Raw genomic sequence first — 25,650 nt, forward strand, 5'->3', positions numbered from 1 at the left:
TTAAATTAGCCCTCCATTAATAACATATCTGGATCGTGCAACAATTTCTTCAAGAGGTTCAAAGCATTTTGTGCCAAGGCACCATCGATCAATCTGTGATCATAGCTTAATGATAACTTCAACATATTACCTACTTGAATATTGCCGTCTTCATCAACATATGGTTCTTTGGCAATCTTACCAACTCCTAGAATAGCAACTTCTGGGTAATTAATAACTGGAGTAAACCAGCCACCACCGATTGAACCAACGTTACTGATTGTAATTGAACCACCGGACATCTTATCCATACTCAACTTATTATCATAAGCGGCTTGGGAATTTTCAGTGATTTCCTTAGCAATTTCAAACATCCCTTTGGAATCAACATTCTTAACATTCGGAACATAAAGTCCATGTTCAGTATTTGTAGCAATTCCAACATTGTAATAATGTTTGTAAACAATTTCTTCAGTTGAATCATCAATTGAAGCATTCAATTCAGGATAAGCCTTCATAACAGCAACTAGTGCTTTAACAATGTATGGCAAGAATGTTAAATGAATACCCTTGTCAGTGGCAATAGCCTTATATTTCTTACGGTTAGCCATCAAAGCAGATACTTCAACGTCATCAAAACTAGTTACATGTGGAGCTGTATGCTTACTTGTCAACATTGCCTTAGCAATTGCTTTTCTAGTAAGTGACATCTTTTCACGAGTTTCAAGTTCTGGGGTAGCTGACTTATATGGTGTGATTGGCTGTGCAGGTGCAGCGGGAGCCGATGTTGTAGCTGAAGCTGTAGAACTTGGAGCAACAGCAGCTGGATTGCCACTCTTGTAGGAATCAATATCGGTCTTAGTGATCTGTCCATGCTTACCACTAGGTGTAACTTGTGCAAGGTCAACGCCTTGGTCACGAGCATATTGACGAACTGATGGCATTGCTAAGTAGTGTGTGTCAGCGGAACCAGTAGCAGGTGCGGCGGCTTTTGATGCAGTAGTTGCTGCTGGTGCTGATTTTTCATCAGACTTTGGTGCAGGTGCTGCATCATCGCCGGTATCAGCAGAACCATCATCGATCACGATCAATGTATCACCGATCTCAACGGTATCTCCTTCTTTAGCAACGATTTGCTTGATTGTTCCGGCAACTGGAGAAGGTAGTTCTTCAACTGATTTATCATTTTGAATTTCTACCAGGGAATCATCTTCTTTAACGGTGTCCCCTTCTTTTACTAGCCAGCTAGCAATTTCACCTTCGGCCATACCTTCGCCTAGCTCTGGTAATTTAAATTTGTATGCCATAGTTTTTTCCCTTCCTTCGATTAATTAGTAGTTGAGAATTTCATTTACTTTTTCTTCAATTTCTTTAGCACGTGGAATCCAAATATCCTCACCAAGTGCAAATGGATAAACACTATTTGGGGCGGCAACTCTACCAATTGGTGCATCGAGAGAAAGAATAGCATCTTCGGCAATAGCTGAAGCAACTTGAGCGCCAACTCCAGCCATCTTTTGAGCTTCTTGAACGATTACAACTTTGTGAGTCTTTTCGATTGATTTAAAAATCGTATCAGTATCAATTGGTGAAACTGTTCTAAGATCGATCACTTCAGCCGAAACGTTCTTTTCTGCTAAAGTATCAGCTACCTTAAGTGCTTCATTAACTTCTGCACCATAAGCGACGATAGTAACATCGTTTCCTTCACGAACAACATTTGCTTTATCCAAAGGAACGGTATATTTACCATCAGGAATATCGTCTTTCATTGAACGATATAATTTTAGATTTTCCATAAATAATACTGGATCATTATTTTCAATTGATGAAATCAATAATCCTTTAGCATCATATGGATTACTTGGCATTACTACCCGCAATCCGGGAATTCCAGTAAAGAAGTTTTCCAAGTTATCGGCGTGCATTTCAGCAGTATGAGTACCACCACCGTAAGGTGTCCGGATCGTAACAGGAGCATTCTTAGTTCCATCGAAACGGAAACGCATTCTAGCTAATTGACCAGCAATTTGATCAACCGCTTCAAATGAAAAGCCCATAAATTGAATTTCAGGGATTGGACGCCAGCCCGTTAAACCTAAACCGGTTGCTAATCCTAAAATACCTGATTCTGCTAATGGAGTATCGAAGACACGGTCTTCACCATATTTTTCTTGAAGACCTTGAGTAGTTCTGAAAACACCACCATTTTTACCAACATCTTCACCGAAAATCAATGTCTTGGGATCGTCTTCCAGAGCAATGTCTAAGGCATCTGTAATTGCTTGAATGTAAGTTTTCTTAGCCATTTTTACTTCGACTCCTTTGCTTCAAATTTATCGATTTCTTTTCTCATTTCTGGAGTTGGAATTTCGAAAGTACGTTTCAACATATCGGAAACTGTATCAGCGGGAACAGCGTCTGCTTCCTTGATTGATTCCTTAAATGAGGCTTTATATTCATCAGTTAATTTATCTTCTTGTTCTTCTGACCATAATCCCTTGTCAGTCAAAACTTTTCTTAAACGAATCAACGGATCCTTTTCAAACCAAGGTTGTTCTTGTTCCTTAGTTCTGTAACGTTTAGGATCATCACCAGCACTTGAATGAGCACCGAAACGATATGTCAAAGTTTCAATCAAGACTGGACCATTACCAGCTACCATATAATCACGAGCAGCTTTAGCAACGGCATAACAAGCTAAGATATCCATACCATCAACTTGGACACTAGGGATACCAGCAGCAACAGCTTTTTGAGCTAATGTTGGTGCAGCAGTTTGTTTAACACGAGGTGTTGAAATGGCAAAGCCATTATTTTGAACAATGAAGAGTACTGGTGCTTGATAAGCTCCAGCAAAGTTCATCCCTTCATAACTATCACCTTGAGAAGTACCACCATCACCTGTATAGGTAAAGGCAATTGTATCTTCTTCTTTGTTCTTCTTGATTCCCAAACCAACACCGGCGGCTTCAACGTAAGCGGCCCCAATGATAATTTGTGGCATCATTGAACGTGCCTTAAATTTATTTCCGATCACATGACCTCTTGACCAAAGATATGCTTCAGTCACAGTAGCACCATGTTGGATCAATTGTGGAACATCACGATAAGCAGGCAATAAATAATCCTGTTTCTTCATTGCTAGAACAGTTCCCATCTCTGAAGCTTCCTCACCTTCAGTAGGTGCATAGAAGCCCATGCGTCCTTGACGTGAGAAGTTCATAGTCTGTTCGTGTAATGCACGCTCCCAAACCATCTTTTTCATAAATTCTACAAGATCATCATCTGAAAAAGTATCAAAGATCTCTTGATCTGTTATTTCTGCGTTTTCATTCAATACTTGAATGGGTTTTGAAACATTTGATAAGTTATTTTTAATTGCTTCAAAATCAACAATTGGTTTATTTGCCATTCTCCACAGTCCTTTCATAAAAAAACTCATCCCTTGTGAATATTGTAAGGGCTTTCATATAATTTTAGTCTAACATTGATCTGTCAAAAAACAAGTAGTTTAGGCATTCATCGCTTTAAAAAAATTTGTTTAATGATTGTGAAAAAAGTAACTATTTATCTAAATCAATTTCATTTTCAGACTTACCCGTCTTTAATTCGTCGACCATTGAATTTAAAGAAATGGTTGCCATATTCTTAACCGCTTTAGTCGTATAGAAAGCGATGTGTGGCGTTAGGATGAATCTTGGACTCTTGATTACTTTATCCAATAATTGATCAGAAAATTCCTGATTGCTCAGATCAGTATTAAAAATACCTACTTCATTTTCATAAACATCCATCACCGCACCATAGAGCTTGCCATTGGCTACGGCGTCATAGAGATCTTTGGTATTGATGAGATCACCACGGGCTGTATTAACCACGATTGCATCATCCTTCATTTCTGAAATAGTTTCAGCATTAATAACCGAATGACCTTTACCTAAGCTTGGAATATGTAGAGTTACTACATCAGACTGCTTGAGCAAAATATCCAAACTGTCTACATATAGCCCCTCTTTTTCAATCTCAGGATTGTGAAATTTGTCGAATGCAATAACTTTTGCACCAAATCCTTGATAAATTTTAATTGCTGCGCGACCAATTCTTCCAGTCCCAGCAACCCCAACTGTTAATTCATTTAATTCGCGACCAATATCAGGAGCCCAGTTAAAGTCATGTTTATCAACTTTTCTGATCATATGTTTGAGATTTCGCAAAAGTGCCATTAGACCAGCCACTGAATACTCTGCGATTGCTTCAGGTGAATAACTGGGAACATTCGTTAAACGAATATCATTTTTCTTCAATGCCTCAATAGGAACATTATCAACTCCGACATTTCTCAATGAAATGACATGAATTCCAAGTTCATTCATTGTGTCAAAAATTTTTTCATCATATGGTAATTGTTGATAGGCAACAATGCCATCATAGCCTTTTGCCCACTGAACTGTTTCCGGTGTTAACAATTCCGAAACGATTTTTACTTCAATCTTATTGTCTTGGGACCATTCTTGAATATATTTCTTCTCATCTTCCCTGACACCAAAATCAATTAATTTCATTTGTAAAACCTCCAACGGTACCTATTTTATGTTTCCAACATGAAATCGGTAACATATACAATTAATATTTTATCATCTTGCCGGTGAATACCACAAAGATATACCCTTGTGAGTCATATCAAAAGTATGTCAGCGTTTACTTTGAAATGATGAAAAAATATTTTTTCAAATGTTTCTATTTTTTTAGAAAAATAATCTATAATAGATATACTAAGGTAATTTTGTACAATTAAACATTTGGAGGAAACTATGTATTTTATGAAAGATATCGTCCGTGATGGCGATCCCGTTTTAAGAGAAGTTGGCGCAAAAGTTCAATTTCCACTAAGTGATAAAGATAAGGCTTTGGCTGCAAACATGATGGAATATCTTGTTAAGAGTCAAGACCAAGATTATGCTGAAAAACATCAATTAAGAGCTGGTGTTGGTTTGGCCGCACCTCAAGTCGGTGTTTCCGAAATGATGGCCGCAGTTCTCGTTCCTGACGATGATGAAGATGAGGAAAAACCACTTCTAAAAATCACCTTGATCAATCCTGTTATCATTAGAAACTCGGTCCAACGTGCCGCTCTATCCGAAGGTGAAGGTTGTCTCTCCGTTGATAAAGATGTTCCTGGATTCGTCCCTAGAGCTGATCGTATTACTATTAAATATGATGATTTTGAAGGTAACTCACAAACCTTGCGTGTTAAGGGTTACCCTGCTATTGTTTGTCAACACGAAATCGACCATTTAAATGGTCATTTATACTATGACAAGATCGACAAAAAGGAACCATTTGAAATCGATCCAAGTACTGTTGTGATTTCTTAATTCAAAATTCCATAAGTATACTTACCATAGTAGATATGGTAGAATTGTGCTATCTATTGAATACTGCACAAATGGACTGGAAAAAACGTCAAATGAAACTGACTTGTTTCATTTAATTCGATTAAAGGAGAAAACTATATTGATTTATAAAGTTTTATATCAAACAAGTGAACTAGATAACCCCCGTCGTGAATTTACACATTCACTATACATGGACGCTGCTTCAAGTATTGAGGTACGTCAAGCAGTTGAACAAAAAACCAACTACGAAATTGAATTTATTCAGGAACTCGATGAAAAGCATTTAGAATACGAGAAGAAAAACCCTGAATTCAAATTAACGGAGCTTTAATTAATGGCCTTTAAAGTTAAAAATAATGAAGTTGCTGTTTTTGCCATCGGGGGCCTTGGCGAAATCGGTAAAAATATGTACGGAGTTCAATATCAAGACGAATTGATCGTTATTGATGCCGGAATCAAGTTTCCAGAAGATGAACTCTTAGGAATTGACTATGTCATTTCCGATTACAGTTACTTAGTAGAAAACAAAGATAAGATCAAGGGATTATTTATTACCCACGGTCACGAAGATCATATTGGTGGTATTCCATATCTTCTTCAACAACTTCCCAATATACCAGTTTATGCCGGTCCATTAGCTTGTGCATTGATTAAGGGTAAATTGGAAGAACACGATTTACTAAGAACTACCGAAATGCATGTTCTTAGTGAAGACGATGTCATCAAATTCCCCAAGATGAGTGTCTCATTCTTTAGAACAACTCACTCAATTCCTGATACTCTTGGTGTTGCTGTTCATACACCACAAGGAATTATCGTTGAAACTGGAGATTTCAAATTTGATCTAACTCCAGTTGCTGGATTACCAGCACCTAACTTACAAAAAATGGCTGCACTTGGTGCTAAGGGTGTTTTATGTTTACTATCAGATAGTACTAACGCTGAAATACCTACCTTCTCTAAGTCAGAACGTTCTGTTGGTTTAACAATTCATCAAATATTTGAAACTATTCAAGGTCGGATTATTTTCGCTACCTTCGCCTCAAATATTTATCGTATCTCTCAAGCGGTTGATGCGGCTATTCAACAAGGTCGTAAGATTGCGGTCTTTGGACGAAGCATGGAACAAGCAATTGAAAATGGTCGTGAATTGGGTTACCTCAATATCACTGATGATATGTTGATTGATCCTCATGCTTTGAACAAGACACCTGCAAGCGAAACCTTGATTTTATGTACTGGATCACAAGGTGAACCATTAGCTGCTTTGAGTCGTATCGCTAACGGTACCCACAGACAGATCACAATTCAACCTGGTGATACAGTTATCTTCTCAAGTAATCCTATTCCTGGTAACACTATCAGTGTTAACCACTTGATCAACCAACTTTCTGAAGCTGGTGCGGAAGTTATTCATGGTAAAGTTAATAATATCCATGCTTCTGGTCATGGTGGCCAAGAGGAACAAGAATTAATGCTTCGCTTGATGAAACCTAAATTCTTTATGCCAATTCATGGTGAATACCGGATGTTAAAGATTCATACTGAGTTAGCCGAGCTTTGTGATGTTCCTCAAGATCACTCCTTCCTTTTGGAAAACGGTGATGTTTTGGCACTTACTAAAGACACTGCTCATGTTGTTGGTCACTTCCCTGCTGGAGATGTTTACGTTGATGGTAAGGGTGTTGGTGATATCGGTAACGTTGTGATCCATGATCGTCGTGTTCTTTCAGAAGAAGGAATGGTCGTAGTAGTTGCAACTATTGATTATCAAAAACATATTGTCCTAGCTGGACCAGATATTCTTTCCCGTGGTTTTGTTTATATGCGTGAATCTGGTGAATTGATCAACCAAGCACAAAAACGTGTTTTCCACTTAATTAAGAATGCTTTCGATGATGAAGAAAATCCTGTTACTGAAGCAATTCTCAAACGTCTTATTATTGAAGGATTACAAGAATTCTTGTACAAACGTACTGAAAGAAATCCTGTGATCTTACCAATGTTAATCGGAACTTCAATCTAACTAAAAAGTAGATCATTTGATCTACTTTTTTTATTTAAAGGAATTAAGATGACAGATAAAATTGAAATTATTCTCAATCAACATGCCGGCAATGGTCGTTCTAAAAACGCTTGTCGGACAATTACTGAGTTTTTAGACAAAATTTCTTTGGAATACGAGGTTCATTTAACCAAAAAAGATGGTGATGCCATAAGAATTGCTCGACAATTAGCCGATCTTAAACTATTAACTTCAAAGATTGTCGTCATTGGTGGCGATGGAACTCTCAATCAGGCTGTTAATGGTATAAAAAGTTCTCATTTCCCTGATACTGCCCTAGGTTATATTCCAGGTGGCTCTGGCAATGATTTTTGCCGTGGTATTAAATTAAAAATTAAAGACCCCGTTATTTTAATGCAAGCCATCCTCTCAATGGAACAGCCCCGAAAAATTGATGTCGGTTATGCAACTGGCGAAAATTTTTCACATTACTTTATCAATAATATCGGCATCGGTTTTGACGCCAATACAGTTTATTACACCAATCATTCAAAGCGAAAAGAATTTCTTAATCAGATGCATCTGGGAACTTTATCATATTTTACTAATTTGTTAAAAGTCATCAAACGTCAACCAGCCTTCGGTTTAAAGGTTACCTTTAAGGAACACAAGAAATACTTCGATTCAGCATATATTGTTGTTGCCACCAACCACCCTTATTTTGGTGGGGGATTTGCGATTGACCCAACCGCTGATCCTTTCAACCATCATTTAAATCTAGTTGTAGTCAATAAAATCACTGGTTTAACTTTTGTTAAACTCTTTGGCCGCCTCTTATTCAATGGTTCACATCTTCAGGATAAAAATGTCTGGCATATTGAAACTAAAAAGTTCACTCTGATGAATCAAACCAAGCAACAAGGACAAATGGATGGTGAAGAATTGAATCAACACAAATTTGCTTTAACCTTTCACATCAGCCAACAATTATTTTGGTTACCCATCAAAAAAGAAGCTTAGAAAATAAAATTTCTAGGCTTCTTTTTTTTCGATAAAATCACTAGGAATGACATTTTCCATTCCAATCATAGGATTAATCGCATTATTCATTACCATATCCATAGTCAATACATAATCTTTCGGTTCTGTGGTTTCCGAAATGGTTTCCGTATCCTCTTTGGCGACTAATTTAACTTTAAAGGTTGTAAAAATTCGCTCCTTTAAGGTTGTTTGACGTTCACTCGATTGATCTCTAATTGAACGTTCAAACGCTGACCTGTCACCCACCATGATCAAGAGTCTTTTGGCTCTTGTTACAGCTGTATATAAGAGGTTTCGACGCAACATGCGCGATTCTTCATTGACCAATGGTAGAATCACCATTTCAAATTCTGAACCCTGTGACTTATGAATTGACGTACAGTAAGCTAAAGTAATATTTAACCAATCTTTTCGGTCCAAAGTAACTTCATTACCATCAAAATCAATGATCAGCTTATCAACATGATCAGTATTCTCTTTAGCTAAAATAATTCCAATAATTTTACCAATCTCACCATTAAAGACATTGTCTTCAGGCGTGTTGACCAAATAAACAACTTTATCTTTGATCCGATACTTGATATTACCCATGGAAACTTCTTTTCTCTTGAGTGTCATTGGATTGACTACATTTTGGATCACAAAATTTAAATTATCGATTCCAGCCTGACCACGATACATCGGTGCTAAAACCTGTACATCAGAAATATCAAAACCACGCTCACTTGATTTACTGATAATTTGTGACAGAACTTCTGGAACATTACGACTGTTGCTATTAATAAAGCTGCGATCAGCCCGATTTTGAAAGATACCATCAACAATTATTCCCTCGTTAATATCATGTGCTAGTTGAATAATGGTAGAATCCTCATCTTGACGATGAATATTCTTCAAAATAGTTGTTGGAAAAACCTGACTATTGATCAAGTCCGAGAATATCTGCCCCGGCCCAACAGATGGCAATTGATCTTTATCTCCAACTAAAACAACTTGCGTTCCCGGTTGAACCGCTTTAATCAAAGTTTTAAATAACTTCGTATCAACCATCGACATCTCATCAATGATCAACAACTTACAATCTAAACTTGGTTCCGCAAAATCATCATCTTCAGTTCCAGTCAAACCTAATAAACGATGAATCGTCATAGCTGGTAAACCAGTTGATTCACCCATATGTTTTGCCGCACGTCCAGTCGGTGCCGCTAAAGAAATCGCATAATCATCTGAAGCTGGATCCAGTGTCATATCATTTAGTTTTCCATAAGCCGCAACTATCGCGTTAATGATTGTTGTTTTACCAGTACCGGGACCCCCAGTTAAAAGAAAAACTGGATGAGTCAACGATTGCTCAATAGCTTTTTCTTGAGACTCATCATACTTAACCTTGAAATTGGTTTCAACATGTTTTAATTCCCTTTTAAAGGCGTGCTTTGTCCAAGCAACCCCCTTGAAAGTATCCGTGATCATTTTCAAAGATTGAGCAATCGACCACTCACTGTCAGACAAACCTTTTTCATAAACATTGCCATCTTCAACTAATAAAACACCATCTTTGACTAAATTCCTCAATCCTTCAACCAGCTTATCAGACAGATCATCAGTTGAATTAGAATTTAGAACTCCACTGACACGTCGGATCAATTCTTGTCCAGGAACATAAGTATCACCAGTTTCATTGACCATCGACGTAACCATTTGAATTAAAGCACCCTTGATTCTTCGCGGATCGTCACCAGTAATTCCCAGCCTTTTAGCTAATTCATCAGCTCGCTTGAATCCAACACCTTTGACGTCCAAAACCAATTGATAAGGGTCATCAGTAATTTTCTCTAATGTTTGAACTCCATATTTTTGATAGATCCGGGCACTTAACGTGGCTCCAAAACCATAATTATTTAGTTGATACAGTGCTTGTTCAGTTTGATGATTATTTGAGATCTGATCAATAATATTTTTAGTCTTCTCTTCACCCAATTTCAAAAAATCTAACGCATGTGGGTCCTGAAGAATTTTATCAATTGCATCATTACCTAATTCATCAACAATCTTTTCAGCTTTTTTCTTACCGATACCAGGAAATTCATCACTAGAGAAAAAATTGATCAATTCTTTACGACCATTGGGACGGCTTCGTTTGTAGGTTGTTGCCTGGAATTGTTTGCCATATTTAGGATGATCAATAATCTGACCTTCAAAACGGTATTCTTCTTCTTCAGATATCTCGCCAAAACTACCAGTTACGACAATATCGCCTGCATCCCAATCGGTATTGGTCTTTTTAACTTTAATTGTAAATATCTTGTACAAGTTCTCAGGGTTCTCAAAAAAGATGGCTTTAACGGTCCCGACAAAATAGGGTTTTTCATTCTCCGCCATTGCTATCTCCTTGCTTAATATATTCTTGTAAATCTGACAACTTTTTTTCGTTCTTTAAATAATACTTTTCATCAAGCTTCTTAGATTCATTTAAGTACTCTTGATAATCTTGTTTCAAGTTCATCGCACACAAGGCCATATTAAAGTAATATTTCGCCTGTGGCTTGGTTTTGTTGACATTCTTGTAAAACCCTAGGGCCTCACTAAAATTACCGTTAGCAAGCAATAAATCGGCTAACAACTCATTAGCTTGTAAATCATCGGGAGCTTTTTCGACTGCAGTTAAGGCATACATGACTGCTAATTGACGTTCTCCTTGTTGATTAAGTGTTTTAGCCATCATGAAATAAGCTTCAAAAGCATAATTATCATCAACTAACTTTTGAAAAATACCATTGGCTTTGTCAAATTCATCTGCTAAATAATAAACGTTTCCCAAATTATAAAGTAAATCTTGATTGTCCTTAAATAACTCCAATGAACGTGCCAATAATTCCTCAGCTTGTTCCAAATCACCAGCTTGAACCAAATAAGTCGACAGTTGCAATATTTCTGGTAATTGTTTTGGATCCTGATTCAAATCAGCCACAACCAACTTAATTGCTGCAGTTTTATCACCCTTGTTAAATAATTGTTCTGCTCTCTTGTTCATCTAATACCTCAAATCGTATCTGAACTCTCAAGTTGCTTGTTCAGATAACCTGTTTCATTCCATTTAATTAATTTATATTTACCATCGTTATATTGTAAATGAGTCAAACTAGTATTTGAGAGCCCTCCATTTTTTCTAATATCAGCCACACTGGTACCCAACAACGATTGGATCATTGTTACCAAAGCTGCTCCGTGACTAACAATTACAATATTAGCTTGAGCTTTATTTTCAGCTACAATTTTTTCAACTGCAGCTGTTGTTCGTTTGGCTACTTGTTCAAATGATTCCCCACGGATCAAAGAATAATCATAATCTTTAGGTTGATGTCTGAAAGCATAAATTACTTCAGGCATTTCATTTTCTAATTCCGAAAACTTTCGACCTTCCATAATTCCTAAATCAAATTCACGTAAACCGTCAACAATTGAAAAAGGAACCTGACGATTTAAATCTTTGATCAAAGTTTCAGCCGTAGTTTTAGCACGTGGCAATGGACTAGAGTACATATGATCGATTACTATATCCTGCATCCTTTTCGCTAACAGTGTAATATCATGCAAACTTTCTTCCAAAAGTGGTGAATCTCCATGCCCACCTTGATATTTTCCTTCTAAATTCCATTCGGTCTTTCCATGTCTGACAAAGTACAATTCCATTTTTTCTCACCTACAAAGTTAATTAAGTATAATTATGGATTTTTTAAGAACTTTTTTCAAGTTCGACCGGATTTTTACAGAAAATATTCGTAATTAGTTACAAAAAGAGCTAACCCGATATTCGAGTTAGCTCCATTTGGTTGTTTTGTTGAAATTTAGTTTGTATTTGTTGCATTAGAGCAAAAAGTTATTCTTAACTTATCCGCTCAACTATCTATCTTAGATGTATTGCAACTTCTTCTCTGCCATGTAAGCAGCATCGATAGTAGCTCCACCTAAGCACTCCTCACCATCATAGAAGACAACTTCTTGTCCTGGTGTAATAGCGCGTACGGGGTTATCAAACACAACGTTGACCTTGCCATCACCTAATACGTTGACAGTAACTCCAACATCTTGTTGACGATATCTGAACTTGGCTGTGGCATGGAAGCTCTCACCATAATCAAGACCAGTGATAAATGATAGATCAGATGCATCCAAATGGTCTGCATATAGTGCAGGATTGTCATATCCTTGATCGACATAAAGAATGTTCTTTGACATATCCTTACCAACTACGAACCAAGGCTCGTTTGACTTACCATCGCCACCGATTCCAAGACCTTGTCTCTGACCGATCGTGTAGTACATCAAACCAGAATGTTGACCTTTAACAACGCCATCAGGTGTCATCATTTGTCCACTTTGGGCAGGCAAGAACTCTGTCAAAAACTTACGGAAATCTCTCTCACCGATAAAACATACACCCATTGAGTCCTTCTTCTTAGCAGTAGCAAGTCCAGCTTCCTCAGCAATACGACGAACCTCTGACTTTTGCATCCCACCGATTGGGAACAATGCCTTTTGTAATTGATCTTGTTGTACGGTACTCAAGAAATATGTTTGATCCTTGTTAGCATCGCCACCACGAAGCAAGTGAACTACACCGTTGTCATCGCGGAATGATTGGGCATAGTGACCCATAGCAATATAATCTGCATTTAATTTGTTAGCATAATCAAGGAAAGCCTTGAACTTAACCTCTTTGTTACACATAACATCAGGGTTTGGAGTTCTACCCTTACGATATTCTGCCAAGAAATATTCAAAGACACGATCCCAATATTCCTTTTCAAAGTTAACTGAATAGTAAGGAATACCAATCTTATTAGCAACCTTTGCTACATCCTCGTAATCTTCTGTGGCAGTACATACACCGGCGTCATCAGAATCATCCCAATTCTTCATGAATACACCGATAACCTCATAGCCTTGTTGTTTCAAAAGAAGTGCACTAACTGACGAATCAACGCCACCACTCATACCTACTACAACACGCTTCTTCTTATTATCCATTTTAAAAACCTCATTTATTTGACTAAAACATTTTTTTCTTTCAAAAAGTTCATTAAGTATCGGTAGTCACTGATTTCATTTTCAGTGTCCTTGACCTTAAACATATTGATATTGTGCATACCGCTCTTATCGGTAATAGCTAACTTTAAACTATCCAAATCTTTACTAACAGTAGCACGTAAATAATATCTAGCAGCATATGGAGAAGATCCATTGATTGGATGCTCCAAACGAAAACTGCCTTTATTAGTTTCCATGAAACCTGCATCTAAAAGTGAATATTTCTTTACTTCAGGGCTAAGTTGATAAACTTCTTCGTCCCCTTGAACTTGAGCTTGTGTTTTATCCATTTTAATCATCCCTTATAAAAAATTTTCTATTAATTATAAGTTTGAATAAAATCCACTAATTAGTCAAGTCTTCTACAATTTCAATTAACTTATTAGTAAATTTAACAACTTCTGCTTCCGTATTATCTTTACCAAAACTAATTCTAACTGAATCATCAATTTTTTGACTGTCTTCACCAAACATTGCGATTAAAACATGTGATGGTTCCAAGCTACCTGCAGTACAGGCGGAACCACCAGAAATGGCAAAACCTTCAAGATCAAGACGAGTTAACAAAACGCCCCGATTAATTCCTGGTAAATACAAATTCATAACATGATTTAAAGCATGTTCATCAGTTGGTCCATTAATTTCAAAATTAATTTTATTTTCTTTAAGAATTGCTTGAATTTTTTGTTTAAAACCGAAATAACGACTTTGACGTTCTCGTTTAACTTCCGGTGTAATTAATTCAACGGCTTTGGCAAAACCAGCAATTCCAGGAACATTTTCTGTTCCGGCACGACGTTTGGTTTCTTGATCGCCACCTTTAATAAATGATGGAATATGAATCTTATCATTTATATAAAGAAAACCGATAAATTTAGGCCCATTAATTTTATGAGCTGATGTTGATAACATATCAATATGTTCAGCTTTAACATCAATATCTTCCATGCCAAAAGCTTGAACAGCATCTGTATGGAAAAAAGCTTGATGATCTTTAACAACTTCACCAATTTCTTTAATTGGATTCATTGAACCAACTTCGTTATTACCGTACATGATCGATACTAAAATCGTATCATCTCTTAAGGCATCTTTAACTTGTTGGGCAGAAACCTCACCACGAACATTGGGTTTCAAATAAGTTATTTCAAAACCTAATGATTCAAGATATGCCATTGGTTTAATGATTGCTTCATGTTCAATAGCAGTTGTTATGATATGTTTACCTAGTTTTTGTCTAGATAATGCCGTTTCGATTACGGCCGTATTGTCACTCTCGGTACCACCACTTGTGAACACAATTTCTGAATCCTTCGCGTTGATACTCTGGGCGATCGTATGACGACTTTCATCTAATACTTTACGAGCCTGACGTCCAAAATAATTGGTAGCAGATGCGTTACCAAAATTATGAGCCATCTGATCGTGCATCACATCGACTACAGGCGTAGCCATTGGTGTGGTGGCAGCATTATCCAAATAAATAAATGCCACAATAAATCCCCTCTATTCTTGGTCTAAAAAGTTCAATAACATTGTTACTGACTTGCGTCCAGCTTGTAAAACAAATTCGTCAAAGTTTACGCTAGCACTTTCGTCCCCCACATCACTCATTGAACGAATTACGACAAATGGTGTTTGGAATTGAGTACAGACTTGAGCCACAGCTGCACCCTCCATTTCAGCTGCTAAAGCATCTGGGAACGACTTTTTAATTGTAGCAATTTTTTCTTTTGCGTCAACAAATTGGTCTCCGGTGACGATCAAACCAACTCGAGAAGTCAAGCCAGTTCTTTTAGCAGCGGCAGCAATTGAATCAACGTAATCAGGGTCAGCATTGAAGTATAGTTCTTGCTGTGGAAGTTGACCTACTTCGTAACCAAAACCGGTTGCATCAACATCGTGATAAGCCATCTTATTAGAAATAACAACGTCCCCAATATGAAGACCTTCGCCAATCCCACCAGCTGAACCAGTATTAACGACTAAATCAGGTTGATAATGATCATTGATAATTGTGGCTGTCATACCAGCTTGAACTTTACCAATACCACTTTGGGCCAAATAAACTTCATGATTTTTATAGTTACCAACAGTAATACCGACTCCTGCAACTGAATCATTTGTGATATCAGTGAGTGATTCTTTCATTAATTTAATTTCTTCTTCCATAGGAACAATTACGCCAATTTTCATACTTTAACCCCTTATATATAAAATAATATTAAAAACACGAGAATAATTAAGCCGAATATTGTAATAATCGCAATATTTAACTTTTTTTTCAATTTATTTGTCTTATTCTCAAAAGACTGTAAATTTTTTTCAATAATTTGTTCTGGATGCTGCTGTTGATAATCTGCCTCGGAACGTTGTTGCGCCTGTTCTCGAATGCGCTGTTGCTGTGCTTCCACTTGATCAGCTCGAACAACAGTCTGTGGTTGATCATCTTTTTTGATTTTGGAATCAAAAAAATCTTTTATTTTCGAAAACATTTATTTTTCCTTTGCCTGAAGTAATTCCCAATAAGTAATGGCATAAATTGTCTTCGAATCACAGATCACACCAGCTTCAATTTGAGTTTTAGCTTCAGCCAAGGTCAAAGTCTCAACATTTAGAAATTCATCAGGATCAAGTGGACGTTTAAATTCAACCTGTTTTAAATTAGTTGCTTTGAACATAGTCAATTTTTCGTTTGAATAACCGGGACTAGCAAAAAAGGCGGTAATTTTTTCTAGACTATCGGTTGTTAAACCAAGTTCTTCATCCATTTCTCGTAAGGCAACTTCTTTTAAGTCATCGCCTTCATCCGGATCAATTTTTCCGGCAGGAATTTCTAAGGTTTCTTGATCTAATGGTGTTCGCCATTGTCTGACAAAAACCATTTTTCCATCATCAGTAAAGGGTACAATTGCCACAGCACCATGGTGTTCGACCACTTCACGAATATCAGGGATTCCATTAGGTAATACAACTTGTTCAACATCAACATTAAAAATTTTACCGCCAAACATTCTTTTCTTAGCGATTACTGCTTCATAATATCTTGAATCTTCTTTATCCATTGTTTGACCTTCTTGATTTTCTTGTGCTTACAGTCGACTAGCGACGATTAAACAAATAATAACTGCAAATGTCATTGTACCATGAAACGCCCGGATTGACATTGGCAGTTATTTTATCAGAAATTGAGCTTTCATGCAAAAAGAAAAAGAAAGCACTAAAATGTGCTTTCTTCGTCTTGATCATCTGGTTCTTCTGGTTCTTCTGGTTCATCAATAATAGTTAAGTTGACAGCTTGTGGTCCCTTATAACCGGGAGCAATTTCATAGCTGACGTACAATCCATCCTTGATGAAATAATCATCACGGTTAAGAACTGAATCAGCAAAGAAGAAGATATCAGATCCTTCATTTTTGATAAAACCAAAACCACGGTTTTTATTAAATCTTACAATTTTTCCTGTGAACATTATTCACCAATCCTATTCATCAAAGCCATCAGTTGCAGTTTCTGGATATTCCGCTGCTACAATCTTAGCACATCTAGCACAGAATGTTGGATAATGTGTGTCACTTCCGACGTCAGTTTTCACCATACGACATCTTTGACAAACTTCCCCTTCAGCCTTTTCTACTAGCACACTAGCAAGTTCATACTTGTCAGCTGTTTCTGGAGCGGGTTGATCTGAAAGTTCAAATTGAGAAACAATCAGCAATTGACCAAAGTTACTATCGATCTTAGCAAGCACCGTCTTTAGTTCTGCACCTGGATAAACGGTAACTTTAGCTTCAAGTGATTTACCGATCATCTTATCTGTACGAGCGACTTCAAGAGACTTCAAGACATTATCTCTAAAGTTCATGAAAGTTGCCCAATCAGCTTCGATTTCAGCCTCATCAGCGATCTCTTCAACCTTAGGCATTTCTGCTAATTGAACGAAATCTTCTGGTTCATTCAAGTAATCCCAAACCTGTTCCATTGTATGTGGCAAGATTGGTGTCAACAATTTAGCTAGCTTAACAACTACGTTGTAGATAACAGTTTGCATTGAACGACGGGCATGTGAATCTTCAGCATCGATGTAAACAACATCTTTGGCAAAGTCTAAGTAGAAAGTTGACATTTCATTAACAATGAAACTAACAACTGATTTAGCTACATCAGCAAAGTCATACTTGTCATAATCAGCCAAAACATCTTTAACCAAATCATTCAACTTAACAGTTACATACTTGTCTTCTGGACGAAGGTCATCGTAAGAAACAGCATTGGTCTTAGGATCGTAGTCAGTTGTATTAGCTAACATAAATCTGATCGTATTACGGATCTTACGATATGTTTCTGATACTTGTTTGAATGAGTCAACTGAAACGGCTACATCAGAACTTGAATCAACTGAAGCAACCCATAAACGAATAATTTCAGCACCAAATTGACGTTCAATATCGGCTGGGGCAATAACATTACCCAATGACTTACTCATCTTGACACCCTTCTTATCAAGTGTGAAACCTTGTGAAAGGATAGCCTTATATGGAGCAACACCGTATGCAGCAACTGAAGTTACTAACATTGAGTTGAACCAACCACGATATTGATCAGAACCTTCTAGAATTAAATCTGCAGGGAAACTTAATTCTGGACGGGCCTTAGCAACACCTGAGTGAGCTGTTCCGGAGTCAAACCAAACATCAAGAATATCAGTTTCCTTAGTGAACTTACCGTTAGGACTACCTGGATTAGTATAGCCATCTGGGAGAAGATCTTTAGCATCACGTTCAGCCCAAACATTTGAACCGTACTTGCCGAACAATTCAGCTACGTGATCGATAACTTCCTTAGTCATGATTGGATCACCATTTTCAGCGTAGAAAATTGGTAGTGGAACACCCCAAGCACGTTGTCTTGAGATTACCCAGTCACCACGGTCACGAATCATATTGTAAAGACGAGTTTTACCCCAATCAGGCATAAAGTCGATCTTTTCAATTTCATCAAGAATTTGTTGTCTGAACTTGTCGATTGAAGCAAACCATTGTGGTGTAGCACGGAAAATAACTGGTTTCTTAGTACGCCAATCATGTGGATAACTGTGAGTGAAGAAACTTAGTTTAAGTAATGATCCATTTTCCTTCATACGGTCAGCAATCAACTTGTTAGCATCATCGTAGAAAACACCCTCATATTCAGGTACTTCATCTGTAAAGCGACCTTGAGCGTCGATTGGTGAGAAAACAGGCAACTTGTATTTCATACCAACAACAAAATCATCAGCACCAAATCCAGGAGCTGTATGTACTAAACCAGTACCATCATCAAGTGTAACGTGGTTACCAAGAATTAATGGTGACTTACGATCATAGAATGGATGAGTTGCTTCAACGCCTTCAAGTTCTTTACCCTTGAAAGTCTTTAGGATCTCAACATTTTCCCATCCTAATTGTTCTTGAACATACTGAAGTCTTTCTTGAGCAACAACATATTTCTTACCATCAGCATTTACTTCAGCGTAGATAAATTTAGGATTAACACAGATAGCCATATTTGAAGGCATTGTCCATGGTGTTGTTGTCCAAATAATGAATCTGGCATCATCATCAACTAAACCTTTGCCATCACGAACCTTGAAAGCAACAAAGATCGATGGTGATTTAACATCTTTATATTCAACCTCAGCCTCAGCTAAAGTTGATTCTGAAGATGGTGACCAATAAACTGGTTTTTTACCACGATAGATATAGCCCTTGTCGACCATTTCACCGAAAACTTTAACTTCAGCTTCTTCAAATTCTGGTTGATAAGTAATATATGGGTGATCCCAGTCAGCGGAAATACCGAGACGTTTGAAACCTGCCATTTGTTTCTTAACTTCACCTTGAGCAAAGTCAAAACATAATTTACGGTAGTCTGAAAGACTCATTTCCTTACGTTTGATACCTTGCTTAGCTAATTGTTGTTCGATTGGAAGACCATGAGTATCCCATCCTGGTACGTATGGTGCACGGTAACCATCCATTGACTTGTAACGAACAATAATATCCTTTGAAATCTTGTTTAGTGCGTGTCCCATATGGATATCACCATTAGCAAATGGAGGTCCATCCAGTAAATTAAAAGTTGGTTTGCCCTCATTTAATTTTTGACGTTGTTCATAAAGTTTGTTTTCTTCCCAATCTTTTTGCCATTCAGCTTCCTTGGTTGGTAAGCTGCCGCGCATTGGGAATTTAGTTTTACCTAAATTTAAAGTATCTTTTACTCGCATTCTTGCACCCCTTCTGAAATTAAAAAGAACTCATCCAATTCTAGGACGAGTTCTTCGTTATACCACCTATTGGTAATTCAAATAAAATGTTTAAAAGTTGATATACCATAGATAATTTTTACTAGTCTCACACCATTCACTAGCTCGCTGAAAAAATATCTCCAAAGCACTTGTTCTTTTAATTATTTTTAGGATTTCCCTTAGACTGATCATCTTTAAAATTAAACGTTGGCTCATTTTGTTGATGATTAATCGTGTACGATTCGTCTGGTTGGTCATCCTGAATATTGTTATTATAGTTCATTTGATCCGAATTGAAAACTGAATCTTGCGAGTTTTCATAATCCTGTGAATTATTTTGATAATTATTCGTCGAATTAGCATCCGGTTGAGTCCCAACTTCTTGTTTCAATTTGTCAGTAGACGTACTGTCATTAAGCTTGGACCACTCGGGGTTATCAACCATTTCCATTTGTTGCTGCAACATTCCTTGCAATCCCTTACGGAAAGAATTAACACTTCGCTTCAGATTATCAGTTTCAATCGTCACTTGTCTGGCCCGATCAGATGCATCTTGAAGAATTTGATTAGATTTCTCAGTTGATTGATTGAGTAAATCACGAGCTTTTTTCTGTGATTCTTCAACAATTATTTGAGCCTCTTGTTCAGATTCAGTCTTAACCTTTTCGGCTGCTTCTTGAGCCACCAAAATAGATTGATTCAAAGCATCCTTCATATCAGTAAAATATTTCAGTTGTTCTGAAGTATCCTTTAATTCTTTTTCTAACTGAGCACTCTTTTGAAGTGCTAAATTATAATCCTGGGCTGCTTGTTTCAAAAAGCTGTCAACTTGGTCGCGGTCATAGCCTCGAAATTTGTTATCAAATTCTTTATCCTGTATTTCTACTGGTGACAATACCATAACTTCACGCCCCTATTATTTCTTAATGATATTCACGAAAAGAATATACTTTTCATTCTTCGTTCGTCCCATAATATCATTAATTCTTATTCGGCCAAAGCCTCTGACACTTAGTGTATCAGTAATTGTAATAAATGAACTAGCATTTTTGTTCACAACCCAATTGATTTGAACTTTCCCATGATCAACTAGTGCTTTAGCATTCTGCCGCGACAAATTATAGACGGTCGCAATAATCGAATCCAATCGCAATGATTGAACATTGATCGTATCGTCAGTTGATTCATCTCTTGGTAAAAGTAATTCATTCAAGTTTTTTTCAATCAAATGAACCTTATAAGGCCCAATTTTTTTAACTTGATCTTCAATATATGACCCCATTGATTTAAATACAAAAAATTGCCAATTCTCGCCATCGGTAATAATATCCCCAAAACGATCACGCTCGACGCCTGATCCGGTTAAGGAACCTAATATTTGACCGTGATGCAAATTAGCAAATTTTTCAGGATACCGAATCTCATACATTGTGAGTTCATAATCCGCTTCCACAGGCACAAAATAGTCAGGAGCAATTATTCCCCTGACTCTTTCTGCATTGTGATAACCACCAAAATAGTGCACATAAAGGTCACTATACTTGTTGATCAGATTATTCAAAATTGTTTGTTCACGCAGATTTAAGAAATCGGTAAGTTGTGGAGTATACATTGTTTGAGCTTTTAATAAAATACCACTCATTTTATCAATGAAAGGCTTCTCTTCCGGACGGAAATAGCCTCCACCAATGATTGTTTTTTTATCATCCATAGTTAGATCATCATAAATATCACTTTCTGCAATAATTGAATTAGGATCAACGCAACTATTGGAGAAAAATCAAGAATACCTGTCGATACAATCGGCAGAACTCTTCTAATTAAATTTAAGAATGGATCTACCACTGAAGCTACTAGCCTTCCGAAGACTGAATTATTTAATGATGGTATGAATGATAACAAACAATACACAAAAATTATAAATTCATATAATTCAAAAGCGCCACCGATAATCTGTGGTAATCCACTTAAAATTCGATCCATATCTTTCCTCGACTTTATTCGTTTATATCTGGTATGCTTCCATCGATTTCAAACTTTGGTGGTGTGCAAAGAAAGATTTTTTCTCCAACACGTTTAATTTCGCCATTCAAGGCGAAGATAGTACCAGTTAAAAAGTCTACGATTCTCTTTGATTGCTCATCATTGACATTATTAAAATTAACAATTACAGCTTTATTATTCAAAAGTTGTTTGGCAATAACTTTTGCATCTGAGTAAACTCTTGGTTGATAGATTGCAATTTTACTATTAGCTTTAGTTCTTGCCTCACTAGCTGTACTCATTGATACGACCTTTTCATTGTTTGAATAATCTGATTTAGGTTGTTCAGTATTAGTCATGACTTTCTTTTCATTGGGTTCATCATCATCGTTAATACCAAAGAAACTGCCTAATTTTTCAAATGCCATAGGAAAATCTCCTTTTATTTATTGTTACGACGCTTGAAGATTGGAGGAGTTGAATCGTCATCATCATCACTCAAATCAATTGTTTCAGGCTTTTGGAAAATTTCGAAATCTCCCTTTTCACCAGAAGCATTCTTTTGTTTAGATGCATCACGATTAATATCCCAATCTGCCAAAGGGTCACTAGAAGATGGTGCTTGTGTCTTTGGTTGAGTGGCATTTGTGCCATTGTCAGCCTTATTACTGCTATTGTCTAGTGTAGCTCTTGGATTGTTCAAGGCTGGACGTCTAATTGGTTCTCTCTTTTTATTCTCTTCAGTTTCGACACCAGTAGCAATTACGGTAACTTTAACTTGATCACCAAGTGTGTCATCGATTGAAGTACCAAAGATTATATTAACATCAGATGTAGCTTGTTCGGAAACAATTTGCGCTGCATCTTGTGCTTCAAATAATGATAAATCTGGTCCACCAGTAATATTAAGTAATACTTGTTTAGCACCATCAATTGAAACTTCAAGTAATGGTGAAGAAATAGCTTTCTTAGTGGCTTCAGTAATTCTGTTATCACCGTTAGCTTGACCAATACCCATCAGAGCTGAACCTTGGTCTGACATAACTGTCTTAACGTCAGCAAAATCCAAATTAACGAAACCAGGAGATGTAATAAGATCAGAAATACTTTGAACACCTTGACGTAAAACATCATCAGCGATACTGAATGCTTCGCCCATTGGTGTCTTCTTATCAACGATTTCCAATAATTTACTATTAGAAATGATAACTAGCGTATCAACATCCTTTTTAAGTTCCGTGATACCGTCTGCAGCAAAACGTGAACGTTTAGCACCTTCAAAGGCGAAAGGACGTGTAACAACTCCAACGGTTAAAGCACCACTTTCTTTAGCAATATTAGCTACGATAGGAGCAGCACCAGTTCCGGTACCACCACCCATTCCGGCAGTTACAAAAATCATATCAGCGCCTTCAAGGGCTTCTTTAATGGCTTCTTCACTTTCTTGAGCAGCTTTTTGTCCAACTTCAGGGTTTGAACCAGCACCTAATCCACGTGTTAATTTAGGTCCCAATTGAATTTTAGTTTCAGCATTTGAGCTTTCCAAAGCTTGAACATCAGTATTAGCAGTAATGAACTGAACACCTTTGATTCCTGCTTCTACCATGCGATTGACAGCATTGCCACCGGCACCACCGACACCGATAACCTTGATTACCGCTCCCTTGTTTTGGGTTGAGTCTAAAGTATATTCCATTAAGGAGTTCCTCCTATTAAATCTAATTTATTTATTTTTTAATCAAAAAATCTGCTCCAAAAGTCCTTGAATTTCGACGTCTTCTTACCTTTTTCAGGTGTAGTTGTCTCTTGTTCTGTTGGCTGATCTTCATGAGTTTGTCTAATTGGTTCAGGTCGCTCCATTGTTTGTTCAGGAGCTACTTGAGGTTGTGGTCTATTACTATTACGATCAATTGTTGCACCATTGACAACATTGTCAGCGATAACTCCAATATCATTCAGTCTAGAAGCATACGTGACTAGACCAAGGCCCAGTGAATACGAAGGATAGCGCATACCCATTTGTGTAGGTACATAACTTCTAACTTTGACATCAAATATTTTCTTTGCTAAATCTTCAATATTTGGTGTAGCAGCGACTCCACCAGTTAAAACAATTCCTCCTGGTAGAGATAACGCACCGGCATCTTCAAGTGGTGCTTGTAGTCTGGTAAAGACTTGGTTAAGTCTGGCCTCAATAATCTCAGAAAGATACTCTTCTGAAATCATCGTAGGTTCATTTTTACCAACTACTTCAACACTGATGTTTTCATCAGTTGCTGACTTGTCTGCCGAAGCATTACCATAATAGAGCTTTAATTGATTGGCATTTTCAACGGTCGTATTTAAAACCACTGAAATATCGTGTGTAACATAATCTCCACCTTCAAAATCAACTGTAGATAACTTCAAATTATGATCGTGCACAACAGAGGCAGTCGTTTGACCGGCTCCCATGTCAATAATTACAGCTCCAAAGTCACTCTCACCATCATTTAAAACGACTTGGCTCAATGCCATTGGAGAAATAACCTTATGAATAATATTTAGGCCTGCTTTTTGAATGGCCTTTTTTGTATTGTGTACGATTGTTTTTGGCGCAGTATAAATGATACCAGTCATTTCCAAACGAACGCCTATCATCCCTCGGGGATCACGGATGTTATTAAACCCATCAACAGAAAACTGTTTAGGTATCAGAGAGACAACCTCTCTCTCACTAGGTAAGTTTTGAACCATGGCGGCCAACATCACCTGTCGGACATCATTTTCAGCGATTTCTTTCGATTGTGATCCAACCGCTATCATACCCTGACATTTTTCTATTTGTAACATGTTCGCCGATATGCCGACTACAACGTCACGTATTGAAATATTTGCTTGTGTTTCAGCCTTTTTGACCGCTTTCTTAATAGCGCCTGCAGCTTTGTCTATATCGACTATAACGCCACGGCTGACCCCTTCGGATCTCTCACTTCCAACGCCTACGATACTTAATCTATCGTCGGACGATTCAGCAACGACTACTTTTATCGAATTTGTGCCAATATCAAGACCTACAAAAAATTCAGAATTGTCCATTAATCGTGGCAGCCTCCCTTACCTAGAAAAATCTATTCACTAAAAAATTTTAACACAAAAATGATTATATTAAACCTATTTCTTGTCTTTAAAAGGATAAGAGTAGGCACCGATCTCTAAATCTATAACGCCCTTTTTTTTCATTTGAGCAGCCATACCTGGATAATATTTTAATTTTGATTTAACACTTCTCATGTCGGCAATAACCTTATTGCCATCATTCATATCAATTTTGATTCGATATGGATTCAATTTGGTCGGAGAATTGTAAATCTGAGACACGTTTGTCTTCACATTACTAGGTAACTCTGCATAAATGTTAGACATCTGTTTTAATCTACTATCACTAAAGTTACTATAAATTGGATAATTTCCAATCGGTGAACTCATCTTTTGATTTATCACTTGACCATCGTTGATGATCCGATAATAACCACTATCTTTATAAATATAACCCAACGTTGGATGTTCTTTAACGCTGATCGTTAAGTCTCGTAAATTGTGTGTTCGGAATGATAACGATTGGATAGATGGTAATTTCTTTTCAGTTTTTTTTGCAATCGAACCATGGTGTAACAAAACATTAAATAAAGTTGAATTGTCATCGATCTTGGTAGCATCGATCACTTGCTGTGCACCTAAGTCATTGACACCTTTGACGTTGATATTTCTCACTTTACTTAAAGATGAGCCAAAATAAGCGATTAATATTATGACAAAAACTATGATAAAAATCAGACTATTTCTACTTATCCTAACTCTTCTTTTTTTCAACACCATTAATCCTCATA

General features: G+C 37.0%; 26 protein-coding genes. 4 read left to right on the forward strand and 22 right to left on the reverse strand.

Annotated features, from left to right (window positions below):
* Positions 1–5: 5 nt before the first annotated feature.
* From IV57_RS03465 to IV57_RS03480, 4 genes are all read right to left on the reverse strand, one after another.
* Positions 6–1,286, reverse strand: a complete 1,281-nt coding sequence (locus IV57_RS03465; RefSeq protein WP_057880105.1) for a 2-oxo acid dehydrogenase subunit E2 — start codon at positions 1,284–1,286, stop codon at positions 6–8.
* A 24-nt stretch (positions 1,287–1,310) separates the two neighbouring features.
* Positions 1,311–2,288 carry an alpha-ketoacid dehydrogenase subunit beta gene (locus IV57_RS03470; protein WP_057880106.1) on the reverse strand — a complete coding sequence of 326 codons (978 nt, stop codon included), beginning with the start codon at positions 2,286–2,288 and terminating at the stop codon, positions 1,311–1,313.
* A gap of 2 nt (positions 2,289–2,290) precedes the next feature.
* Entirely contained in the window at positions 2,291–3,394 is a 1,104-nt protein-coding gene (locus tag IV57_RS03475; RefSeq protein WP_057880155.1) for a thiamine pyrophosphate-dependent dehydrogenase E1 component subunit alpha, read from the reverse strand.
* Positions 3,395–3,545: 151 nt separating this feature from the next.
* On the reverse strand, positions 3,546–4,544 hold the full coding sequence (locus tag IV57_RS03480) for a D-2-hydroxyacid dehydrogenase (RefSeq protein WP_057880107.1): 999 nt from the start codon (positions 4,542–4,544) through the stop codon (positions 3,546–3,548).
* Positions 4,545–4,793: 249 nt separating this feature from the next.
* On the opposite strand from IV57_RS03480, the gene def reads away from it, so the two are divergent.
* From def to IV57_RS03500, 4 genes are all read left to right on the forward strand, one after another.
* Positions 4,794–5,357, forward strand: coding sequence for a peptide deformylase (gene def, locus IV57_RS03485; RefSeq protein WP_057880108.1), 564 nt, complete (start codon positions 4,794–4,796; stop codon positions 5,355–5,357).
* 139 nt (positions 5,358–5,496) lie between these two features.
* On the forward strand, positions 5,497–5,709 hold the full coding sequence (locus tag IV57_RS03490; RefSeq protein ID WP_057880109.1) for a DNA-directed RNA polymerase subunit epsilon: 213 nt from the start codon (positions 5,497–5,499) through the stop codon (positions 5,707–5,709).
* A gap of 3 nt (positions 5,710–5,712) precedes the next feature.
* The gene (rnjA, locus tag IV57_RS03495; RefSeq protein ID WP_057880110.1) at positions 5,713–7,404 is read left to right on the forward strand and encodes a ribonuclease J1; all 1,692 of its coding nucleotides are present in this window, start codon (positions 5,713–5,715) and stop codon (positions 7,402–7,404) included.
* A gap of 48 nt (positions 7,405–7,452) precedes the next feature.
* Positions 7,453–8,403 carry a diacylglycerol/lipid kinase family protein gene (locus tag IV57_RS03500; protein WP_057880111.1) on the forward strand — a complete coding sequence of 317 codons (951 nt, stop codon included), beginning with the start codon at positions 7,453–7,455 and terminating at the stop codon, positions 8,401–8,403.
* Positions 8,404–8,415: 12 nt separating this feature from the next.
* On the opposite strand, the gene recD2 is transcribed toward IV57_RS03500, so the two are convergent.
* The 18 genes from recD2 to IV57_RS03590 form a co-directional block, all read right to left on the reverse strand.
* Positions 8,416–10,803, reverse strand: coding sequence for an SF1B family DNA helicase RecD2 (gene recD2 / locus IV57_RS03505; RefSeq protein WP_057880112.1), 2,388 nt, complete (start codon positions 10,801–10,803; stop codon positions 8,416–8,418).
* Complete coding sequence (locus IV57_RS03510) at positions 10,790–11,455, reverse strand: tetratricopeptide repeat protein (RefSeq protein ID WP_057880113.1); 666 nt, start codon at positions 11,453–11,455, stop codon at positions 10,790–10,792. The genes recD2 and IV57_RS03510 overlap by 14 nt, the downstream gene beginning before the upstream one ends.
* An 8-nt stretch (positions 11,456–11,463) precedes the next feature.
* Positions 11,464–12,114: a histidine phosphatase family protein gene (locus IV57_RS03515; RefSeq protein WP_057880114.1), complete on the reverse strand. Its 651-nt coding sequence runs from the start codon at positions 12,112–12,114 to the stop codon at positions 11,464–11,466.
* Between the two features lie 219 nt (positions 12,115–12,333).
* Positions 12,334–13,452, reverse strand: a complete 1,119-nt coding sequence (gene mnmA / locus IV57_RS03520; protein WP_057880115.1) for a tRNA 2-thiouridine(34) synthase MnmA — start codon at positions 13,450–13,452, stop codon at positions 12,334–12,336.
* Between the two features lie 14 nt (positions 13,453–13,466).
* On the reverse strand, positions 13,467–13,802 hold the full coding sequence (locus tag IV57_RS03525) for a hypothetical protein (RefSeq protein WP_057880116.1): 336 nt from the start codon (positions 13,800–13,802) through the stop codon (positions 13,467–13,469).
* A 55-nt stretch (positions 13,803–13,857) separates the two neighbouring features.
* The gene (locus tag IV57_RS03530; RefSeq protein ID WP_057880117.1) at positions 13,858–15,006 is read right to left on the reverse strand and encodes a cysteine desulfurase family protein; all 1,149 of its coding nucleotides are present in this window, start codon (positions 15,004–15,006) and stop codon (positions 13,858–13,860) included.
* A 12-nt stretch (positions 15,007–15,018) separates the two neighbouring features.
* Entirely contained in the window at positions 15,019–15,708 is a 690-nt protein-coding gene (locus IV57_RS03535; protein ID WP_057880118.1) for a 5'-methylthioadenosine/adenosylhomocysteine nucleosidase, read from the reverse strand.
* Between the two features lie 11 nt (positions 15,709–15,719).
* Positions 15,720–16,007: a hypothetical protein gene (locus IV57_RS03540; protein ID WP_057880119.1), complete on the reverse strand. Its 288-nt coding sequence runs from the start codon at positions 16,005–16,007 to the stop codon at positions 15,720–15,722.
* Positions 16,008–16,577, reverse strand: coding sequence for an NUDIX hydrolase (locus IV57_RS03545; RefSeq protein WP_057880120.1), 570 nt, complete (start codon positions 16,575–16,577; stop codon positions 16,008–16,010).
* Between the two features lie 155 nt (positions 16,578–16,732).
* The gene (locus tag IV57_RS03550; protein WP_057880121.1) at positions 16,733–16,984 is read right to left on the reverse strand and encodes a cold-shock protein; all 252 of its coding nucleotides are present in this window, start codon (positions 16,982–16,984) and stop codon (positions 16,733–16,735) included.
* A gap of 12 nt (positions 16,985–16,996) precedes the next feature.
* A complete protein-coding gene (gene ileS / locus IV57_RS03555) occupies positions 16,997–19,777 on the reverse strand; it encodes an isoleucine--tRNA ligase (RefSeq protein ID WP_057880122.1) in 2,781 nt (926 codons plus the stop codon).
* A gap of 178 nt (positions 19,778–19,955) precedes the next feature.
* Positions 19,956–20,699, reverse strand: coding sequence for a DivIVA domain-containing protein (locus IV57_RS03560; RefSeq protein WP_057880123.1), 744 nt, complete (start codon positions 20,697–20,699; stop codon positions 19,956–19,958).
* 15 nt (positions 20,700–20,714) lie between these two features.
* The gene (locus tag IV57_RS03565; protein WP_057880124.1) at positions 20,715–21,509 is read right to left on the reverse strand and encodes a YlmH family RNA-binding protein; all 795 of its coding nucleotides are present in this window, start codon (positions 21,507–21,509) and stop codon (positions 20,715–20,717) included.
* Between the two features lie 2 nt (positions 21,510–21,511).
* Positions 21,512–21,781: a YggT family protein gene (locus IV57_RS03570; protein ID WP_057880125.1), complete on the reverse strand. Its 270-nt coding sequence runs from the start codon at positions 21,779–21,781 to the stop codon at positions 21,512–21,514.
* A 14-nt stretch (positions 21,782–21,795) separates the two neighbouring features.
* On the reverse strand, positions 21,796–22,209 hold the full coding sequence (locus IV57_RS03575) for a cell division protein SepF (RefSeq protein ID WP_057880126.1): 414 nt from the start codon (positions 22,207–22,209) through the stop codon (positions 21,796–21,798).
* A 14-nt stretch (positions 22,210–22,223) separates the two neighbouring features.
* Positions 22,224–23,477: a cell division protein FtsZ gene (gene ftsZ / locus IV57_RS03580; RefSeq protein WP_057880127.1), complete on the reverse strand. Its 1,254-nt coding sequence runs from the start codon at positions 23,475–23,477 to the stop codon at positions 22,224–22,226.
* A gap of 38 nt (positions 23,478–23,515) precedes the next feature.
* Positions 23,516–24,859: a cell division protein FtsA gene (gene ftsA, locus IV57_RS03585; RefSeq protein WP_057880128.1), complete on the reverse strand. Its 1,344-nt coding sequence runs from the start codon at positions 24,857–24,859 to the stop codon at positions 23,516–23,518.
* Positions 24,860–24,934: 75 nt separating this feature from the next.
* Positions 24,935–25,633 carry a cell division protein FtsQ/DivIB gene (locus IV57_RS03590; RefSeq protein WP_162261210.1) on the reverse strand — a complete coding sequence of 233 codons (699 nt, stop codon included), beginning with the start codon at positions 25,631–25,633 and terminating at the stop codon, positions 24,935–24,937.
* Between the last annotated feature and the right edge of the window lie 17 nt (positions 25,634–25,650).

The organism is Companilactobacillus kimchiensis, from assembly GCF_001438805.1.
In the GTDB taxonomy this organism is placed as follows: domain Bacteria; phylum Bacillota; class Bacilli; order Lactobacillales; family Lactobacillaceae; genus Companilactobacillus; species Companilactobacillus kimchiensis.